Genomic DNA, 7,304 nt, shown 5'->3' with positions numbered 1-7,304 from the left:
CAAAGGGATTGGTTATGTCAGTGGAGATACCGAAAAACAGCTATCTGTAAGCGATACCAATGGTCAACGATTGGGACAGATAGCTGTTAGCAAGATTCAGTTAATTCGTCGTTCTAACGGTTTAATTGTTTCTCGCTAACTTATATAAAGCCGCCCTCCGCTATCGCTAAAGGGCGGGGTTTCAGACCCAGTTTTTCGATGACCAGACTAAGTATTGATCGCCAGAAAAAAAAGAATAAACAAGGCCAAACAAAAGCTGATAGTCCCCCGCTTAACATCAAAGAGAAACTTGCCCTCAAAAAAGAAGAAAGGCAAAAGAAACAAAAGTTAACGGGGTTGGTTATTTTTGCTATTTGTGTAGCAATTTTGCTCGGATTACCCCTCAGCTTATTATTTGATGCCACGATAGGAGCTGCAGTAAGTTTAGCCTTAATTTTAGTAGTTTTCTCCTTTAGCTATCCTCGCATGGCTCTTTGGGCATTTATTATCTATGTCCCCTTCACTGGCACTATCGTGTATTGGTTGGGAGGTAGTTCAATCCTCCAGCTTAGTAAAGATATCTTTTATCTACCCGCTTTAATCGCCTTAGTTTTAGAATGTCGAAAAAAGCAATTACCGATTATTGTCCCCAAACAATTAGGTACAACCCTATTATTAATCTTTGTTTTCTGTGTAGTTTGTCTATTAGCCGTCAATTTGCAGAGACAATTTCTGCCTACTTGTGATTCCGTGGCTGGGATGAGTATCTTTAGGGATGGTCGTTTGCGCGGGATTCCCTGTCGGACAAGTGAGACTTTTCTGCAAGGAATATTAGGATTTAAAGTTTTGCTGGGTTATGTCCCCTTGATCTTCTGCACTTATTACTTAATCAAAGACAAACCGACCCTATTATTTTTTAGTCGTCTTTTAGTGACTTTAGCGATTATTTGTTGTGTCCTAGGACTAATGCAATACTGGATGCTGAAAACCGGTCGTTGTGTAGGAACTAGAGGCTTTGTAGCTGATGCACTATTCAAAGCCCACTTAGATGCAAGGTGTTTGGTTGGTGGGGCATTAGTGTATAGTCCGGAAGTGAATATGATCCGCCTACCAGGTACCTTTGTTTCTCCCTGGCACTGGGCTTGGTTTTTGGTCTCTAGTGCCGTAGTTTGTTATGCCAGTGCCTTTAGTGAAATTTCCCAAAAATGGCGACTAGCAGCCCTAGTGGGTTTAACCCTAGTTTTTATTAATGCAGTGATCTCTGGGCAAAGATTAGCTTTCTTTGCTGTACCGATGATTATTGGTCTGATGACGATTCTTACGGGACAAATCGCTAACTTAAAACGATTTTTGCCGATCATTTTTGCCGCCACTTTACTTCTAGCTATCGGTTTTTCTTTCCTTAACCCCGATTTTGTCCAACAACGCTACGATAGTGCCATCAGCCGTTGGCGACAGGCTCCCCCCACCGCTTTTCTTCAAGAACAGTTGGATTTTGCTATCCGTAATCAGGGCGGTATTTTAGGTCGTGGACTTGGTGTGGCCACAGCTTCTGCTAGGGTTTTCGGTAATATTTCCTTTGTGGAAACCTATCACACTAAAGTTTTATTCGAGTTGGGATACATTGGTTTTGCCTTGTACATGATATTCATGACCCATCTAGTTTATCTGGCCTTCCGCACCTATCGTTCCCTCAAAGATCCCACTCTGCGGGGTTTTGCCGGTAGTTATTGGGTTTTGCTGCTCTTTGTTGCCTATCTTCCCTATTGGTATGCCCTCGATACGGATCCTGTGGGCGTTTATTACTGGATATTTGCGGGCGTAATTTTTAGATTACCCGTGATCGAAAAACAGGAAAAAGAGGCTAAAATTCTGGCGGGGGAAACCGCCACAAAATCCTCCAAAAAGGGCTTAAATTTTAAACGCAAAGGTGTTTCTTTAGCTTGAAATATAGGTGTTGGGTTTTAGGGTGTTGGGGTTTTAGGGTTTTAGTGGAAATTCCCCCATTCCCCCATTTCCCCACTCCCCCACTTCCCCACTCCCCCACTCCCCCATTCCCTGCTATGAATTTTCCCTCGATTTCTGTCATCATACCCACCTATCGACGCGAAGAGCCTCTTAAAGATACTCTCGATGACCTGCTCAAACAAGATTATCCCGATTTTGAGGTGTTAGTTATCGACCAAACCGCTACCCATAGCCCCGCCATACAATCCTATCTAGAAAATCTGGCTAATCAGCACAAAATTAGCTGGTATCGGCTAGATTGGGCGAGTTTACCCGGTGCCAGAAATTATGGAGTCCGTCGCGCCCAAGGCGATATCGTTCTTTTTATCGATGATGATGTGCGGCTACCGGATAATTATCTCAAAGCACATAGTGAGAATTTTGTCAAGAACCCTGAGATAGGTGTAGTGGCCGGTCGGGTATTTGATCGCATGAAATTGGGTGACTCCCAAAAAATGGTGACAGATACCGGCAAACCCTACGAAATCGACTTTTTACCCCCCCAAGCGATGGATCCGGGCATTGCTTGGTATTACATCGATCTTGTCCACACCACTAAACCCCAGCAGGTAATCTCAGCCCGGGGCTGTAATATGTCTTTCCGTAAGGATATATTTACGAAATACGGCATTTGGTTCGATGAACGCTTTCGTGGCAGTGCCGTGCGCGAGGAATCGGATTTTTGCTTAAGGTTACGCCGGACTCCCTATCATGTCTGGTACGATCCCACCGCTTATCTGGTTCATTTAGGGGAAGAAACCGGCGGCTGTCATGATATTAGCACTCGTTCTTTGAGTTATCAGACGACTTTTTATCATAATCACTTTCTGATGGCCCTGAAAAATCTCACTCTCGCTCAACAATTGCGACTCTACGCTAAATTATTTGATTGTCACGTTCTTGGCAATCCTCCCTGTAATAAAGGTGGTTCCCCGATTAAAATCCTTTCTAGGGGAATTTTTTATAGTTTAGGTTTTCTCGATGCTCTAAAAACTCAAGTAAAGTCCCTCTGGAATGATGGCCAAATTTATACAAAACTAGATAATCTATGAAAATTTTAGTCGCTAGTCATACATATATAGTTGATCTCAACTGTGAGAAACTGCGCGCCCTGACAAGATTAAATCCCAATATTGAAGTTACTATTGTTGTTCCCCAACGTTGGCAACCGGGAGGAGTCCAAAATAAAATCATTGAAAGTCAACCGAAAATAGCCGACAATTTCCGAGTCATTCCTATCTCTAATTTTAGCCAGAATAACCAAGCTTTATTAACTTTTGGTGCTGATATAATTCCTTTATTGCAGAAATTTAGACCCGATATTATTCAAGTGGAACAGGGTTCTAAATCTCTCGCTTATGCTCAATTTATTACTCTGAATCGTCTCTTAAATCTCCAGGCTAAAAATGTATTTTTTACTTGGTGGAATCTTCCCTATACTCCTAAATTTCCCATCTCTTGGTTAGAAGCTTATAACCTGAAAAATACCGATGGTTTAATCGCCGGTAATCAGGACGGAGTAGATGTTTTAAAAGAACGGGGTTACAGGGGTAAATACACAGTTTTACCGCAATTAGGAGTGGATGAAGTCCTTTTTTCCCCTGACAAGCAACCCGATTTAGCCCGATCTTTAGGCATTGAAAGCGATGAATTTGTGATTGGTTTTGTCGGTCGTTTTGTGGAAGAGAAAGGCATTATAACGCTGATTAAAGCTGTAGCTAAATTAACAGGTAAGTGGAAATTATTACTGTTAGGTCGGGGCATCCTGAAAGATAAAATAGTCAGCGAAGCTACAGCCGCAGGAATAAGCGACCGCTTGATGATAGTGGAAAGTGTTCCCCACGATCAAGTAGTTAATTATATTAACCTGATGAACACTTTAGTTTTGCCTTCAGAAATCACCTATCAGGTCAAAACCTTAACTGCCGTTGGTTGGAAAGAACAATTCGGTCATGTCTTAATTGAAGCTATGGCCTGTCAGGTTCCTGTTATTGGTTCTGATTCGGGAGAAATCCCCTTTGTTATTGCTGATACGGGTTTAATTTTTCCCGAAAAAGATGGGGAGGCACTGGCTAAATCTATACAAACTCTCTTAGATAATCCCAGCTTCGCTCAAGAATTAGGCCAGAGGGGTTATCAGAGGGTAATGACCAATTATACTAATAAAGCCCTCGCTCAAAAACAATTGGATTTCTATCAACAATTACTCCCTCGATGATGGGAAGTGGGGTGTGGGGTGTGGGGTGTGGGGTGTGGGGTGTGGGGTGTGGGGTGTGGGGAGAAGGGAGAAGGGAGAGGGGAGATGGGGTGTGGGGAGAAAAAAGCTGATAACTGATCACTGATAACTGATCACTGATAACTGATAACTGGTTATGAACCATTCTTGACACCCCCTAGTCTAAAGGGACAAGTAGCTAGGGGTGAGGGGAATGATCGAGGTGATAACCGAGAAGCAAACAAGTGTGAGCGATCGAGAGTTAATCTTAAAATGTCAAAGGGGTGATCGGGGTGCTTTTCGTCACCTTTACCGTCTTTATCAACCAAAAATCCGCTCTACTCTCTATCAACTCTGTGGAAGGGAATTCCTAGAGGATTTTGTCCAAGAGGTATTTTTAAGACTGTGGCGCGGGTTGCCGAAATTGCGTTCACCTGAATACTTTTCCACTTGGGTTTATCGGATCACTTGGAATGTGGCGATCGATGGTCGGCGACAATTAGCCAAAAGACAAATGAGGATGGCCAAAAGCACTGATGAGGAAAACTCCCTTGATAGCGAATCCCGTCCCCAAGATAGTCCCGATTTGATGCAATTGCATTATGAGGATGTGGTCCGACAAGGGTTAGAAATTCTCAGTTTAGAACATCGCGCTGTCCTTGTCCTTCACGATCTAGAGGACTTACCCCAAAAGGAAATCGCTCAAATCTTAGAAATTCCCCTCGGTACGGTGAAATCACGTCTTTATTATGCGCGTAAAACCATGGGTCAATTTTTGCAAAAACAAGGAGTTATCTAATGTCCCCAGAAGATGACAAAGTGGTTAATTTTCTGCGTCGCTATCGTCCATCGCTGCCACCTCGACCGATAGATGAAGAAGAACAGTTAATGCAAATGATTAGGGGAGAAAGGCCGGTAACTCGCCCAAAATCCCTGCCTTTATTGGGGTGGATAACTGGTATTACTGCCTTATCGGTGCTGATTGTTGGTTCCTATCGTTGGTTTCATCCTTATCCACAACTGGGCCAAATTTCCGACGAGCAGTTGGAAGCTTTTTTAGTGGAGAGTTGGAACCATAGCATCGCTCCACCGATTGCTGCTCCTAGCGTTTATAGTTCCCCTTGGATGACCTTAAACGAGCCTCAACTCACCTATTCTACCTATAATCCTTAATTTCTTTGTCAAGGTCAATTATGTACTTTTCTACTGTCTCGATTCTCGGCACAACCATGGTTTTAACTCTGGCCGCTAACTTGGCCCCAAGTGCCACTGTGCTATCCTATCCCCAAGATCGTCTATTTATCGCTCAAACTAGCTCTCCCCAGCGTCCTGAGAGTCGTCGAATGAATAATTCTCGAGAAAGACTAATCGAACAATTAAACCTTACCGATGACCAAAAGTCGAAAATTGCCGCTATTCGTCAGAAATATCAGGAAAAAACCAAACAGTTGCGAGAAACCATTAGAAACAACGAACAAGAATTAAATAGTTTATTATCGAATAATGCCTCCGATCGAGATATCCGTGCTAAACATCAGCAAATCTCTCGCAATCGCCAAGAAATCAGTAACCTGCAATTTGAGAGTTTTTTGGAAATTCGTCAAGTGTTGACTCCCGCTCAAAGAACGGAATTTTCCCAATTAATGCAGGAACGTTGCCCTAATTCCCGCAATTGTGGGCGACAATAATTCCCATCAGTGCCGATTAAGATCGAATTTGATTCCGATACATTAGAAAAACGCCAAGGATGGGTTACTACCCCATCCTCAACTTATCATTTACTGATCAATTATCGTTTCCAAGTGACTTTTGGTAGGATATGATTCATATCTACCCGGTCTCTGTACTTGGTGGCGAAGTTCAAGAGGGAATCGAGGAGAGAATCGGAGAGATAGTGAGGTTGTAGGCCTAGATCGAGTAATTTTGTGTTTTTAGCGTTAAAATAATGTTCCTCTAACTCGATGCGCGGGTTGTCAAGATTGTTAATCTCCACATTTAACCCTAACGCAGAACCAGCTTTTTTCACCATCAGTGCCAAGTCACCGACGCTAAACAGTTCGGTAAATTGGTTAAAAACGCGAAATTCCCCCGATTGAGCGGGATTGGCGATCGCTAATTCCAAACAACCCACGGTATCGCGGATATCTAAAAATCCCCGCGTTTGGCCACCTTTACCGTACACTGTTAGGGGATGACCGATCGCCGCTTGAATACAAAAACGGTTTAAAGCAGTACCAAAAACCCCATCGTAATCGAGACGGTTAATTAACATCTCATCCATTCCCGTTTCTTCGGTGAGGACTCCATAAACCACCCCTTGATTGAGATCTGTGGCTTTTAAACCCCACATCCGACAGGCAAAATGGATATTATGGCTATCGTGGACTTTGCTGAGATGGTACATACTACCGGGCTGTTTGGGATAGGGTAAAGTATCCTTACGACCGTTATGTTCGATCGTGATGTAGCCTTCTTCAATATCTATATTCGGTGTGCCATACTCACCCATGGTTCCCAGTTTTACTAGGTGCGCTTCGGGAAATTCCTCTTTCATCGCATAGAGGATGTTTAAATTGCCAACCACGTTGTTAACTTGGGTTAAAACTGCGTGTTCGCGATCGATCATGGAGAAGGGTGCAGATCTCTGTTCTCCAAAGTGAACAATCGCATCCGGTTGAAACTGTCGCAGGGATTGAATCAGAAAGTCGTAGTCATTAATATCCCCGACAAAAAGATCGATCGATTTTCCCGTTAGATCTTGCCAGCGTTGAATCCGATGAGATATGGGTGCGATCGGTGTTAAGGTATCGCAGCCTAATTGTAAGTCCCAATAGCGACGAACTAAACTATCAAGTATGCCTACTTCGTAACCTCTATTTGATAGATGGAGTGCCGTTGCCCAACCACAATAGCCGTCTCCGCCAATAACCAAAACTCTCATACAATATCTGTAAAGTTTATATACTCGTCTTTGGTAACTCTAGCAGTTTTGTGTCACGCTTTACCAGTTTAATCCCCCTGAACATCGCGGGGTGTGGGGTGTGGGGTGGGGAGAGCTAGTTTGAGCAATAAATAGACGATCTTGGGGATAGGATAGCACAGT

The 7,304-nt window shown here is 43.3% G+C and carries 8 protein-coding genes and 1 pseudogene; 7 read left to right on the top strand and 2 right to left on the bottom strand.

All coding sequences use genetic code 11. The annotated features are described in order from the left end of the window. The 4 genes and pseudogenes from O9290_RS28635 to hpsO form a co-directional block, all read left to right on the top strand. Positions 1–139, top strand: a pseudogene (locus O9290_RS28635) (RRXRR domain-containing protein); the annotation flags it as partial. A 59-nt stretch (positions 140–198) separates the two neighbouring features. Further along, positions 199–1,926, top strand: coding sequence for a hormogonium polysaccharide biosynthesis protein HpsL (gene hpsL, locus O9290_RS24800; RefSeq protein WP_288054797.1), 1,728 nt, complete (start codon positions 199–201; stop codon positions 1,924–1,926). A 116-nt stretch (positions 1,927–2,042) separates the two neighbouring features. After that, the gene (hpsN, locus tag O9290_RS24795) at positions 2,043–3,038 is read left to right on the top strand and encodes a hormogonium polysaccharide biosynthesis glycosyltransferase HpsN (protein WP_288057160.1); all 996 of its coding nucleotides are present in this window, start codon (positions 2,043–2,045) and stop codon (positions 3,036–3,038) included. Further along, positions 3,035–4,204, top strand: coding sequence for a hormogonium polysaccharide biosynthesis glycosyltransferase HpsO (gene hpsO, locus O9290_RS24790; RefSeq protein ID WP_288057158.1), 1,170 nt, complete (start codon positions 3,035–3,037; stop codon positions 4,202–4,204). Before hpsN ends, hpsO begins: the two co-directional genes overlap by 4 nt. Here hpsO and O9290_RS24785 read toward each other — a convergent pair. Next, positions 4,146–4,367, bottom strand: coding sequence for a hypothetical protein (locus tag O9290_RS24785; RefSeq protein WP_071824995.1), 222 nt, complete (start codon positions 4,365–4,367; stop codon positions 4,146–4,148). The two genes, hpsO and O9290_RS24785, sit on opposite strands and share 59 nt — an antisense overlap. Before the next feature lie 48 nt (positions 4,368–4,415). On the opposite strand from O9290_RS24785, the gene O9290_RS24780 reads away from it, so the two are divergent. The 3 genes from O9290_RS24780 to O9290_RS24770 are packed head-to-tail and all read left to right on the top strand — an operon-like array spanning position 4,416 to position 5,889. Beyond that, on the top strand, positions 4,416–5,000 hold the full coding sequence (locus O9290_RS24780) for a sigma-70 family RNA polymerase sigma factor (RefSeq protein WP_002758137.1): 585 nt from the start codon (positions 4,416–4,418) through the stop codon (positions 4,998–5,000). Further along, on the top strand, positions 5,000–5,374 hold the full coding sequence (locus O9290_RS24775) for a hypothetical protein (RefSeq protein WP_002758138.1): 375 nt from the start codon (positions 5,000–5,002) through the stop codon (positions 5,372–5,374). Before O9290_RS24780 ends, O9290_RS24775 begins: the two co-directional genes overlap by 1 nt. Before the next feature lie 20 nt (positions 5,375–5,394). Further along, positions 5,395–5,889: a Spy/CpxP family protein refolding chaperone gene (locus O9290_RS24770; RefSeq protein WP_002758140.1), complete on the top strand. Its 495-nt coding sequence runs from the start codon at positions 5,395–5,397 to the stop codon at positions 5,887–5,889. 101 nt (positions 5,890–5,990) lie between these two features. Here O9290_RS24770 and O9290_RS24765 read toward each other — a convergent pair whose 3' ends face one another. After that, positions 5,991–7,142, bottom strand: coding sequence for an NAD-dependent epimerase/dehydratase family protein (locus O9290_RS24765; RefSeq protein ID WP_193961340.1), 1,152 nt, complete (start codon positions 7,140–7,142; stop codon positions 5,991–5,993). Between the last annotated feature and the right edge of the window lie 162 nt (positions 7,143–7,304).

The organism is Microcystis sp. LE19-41.2A (assembly GCF_027530405.1).
Lineage (GTDB): Bacteria > Cyanobacteriota > Cyanobacteriia > Cyanobacteriales > Microcystaceae > Microcystis > Microcystis aeruginosa.
Note: the sequence above shows the minus strand (reverse complement) of the source record. Positions and strands in the feature narration are given on the sequence as shown.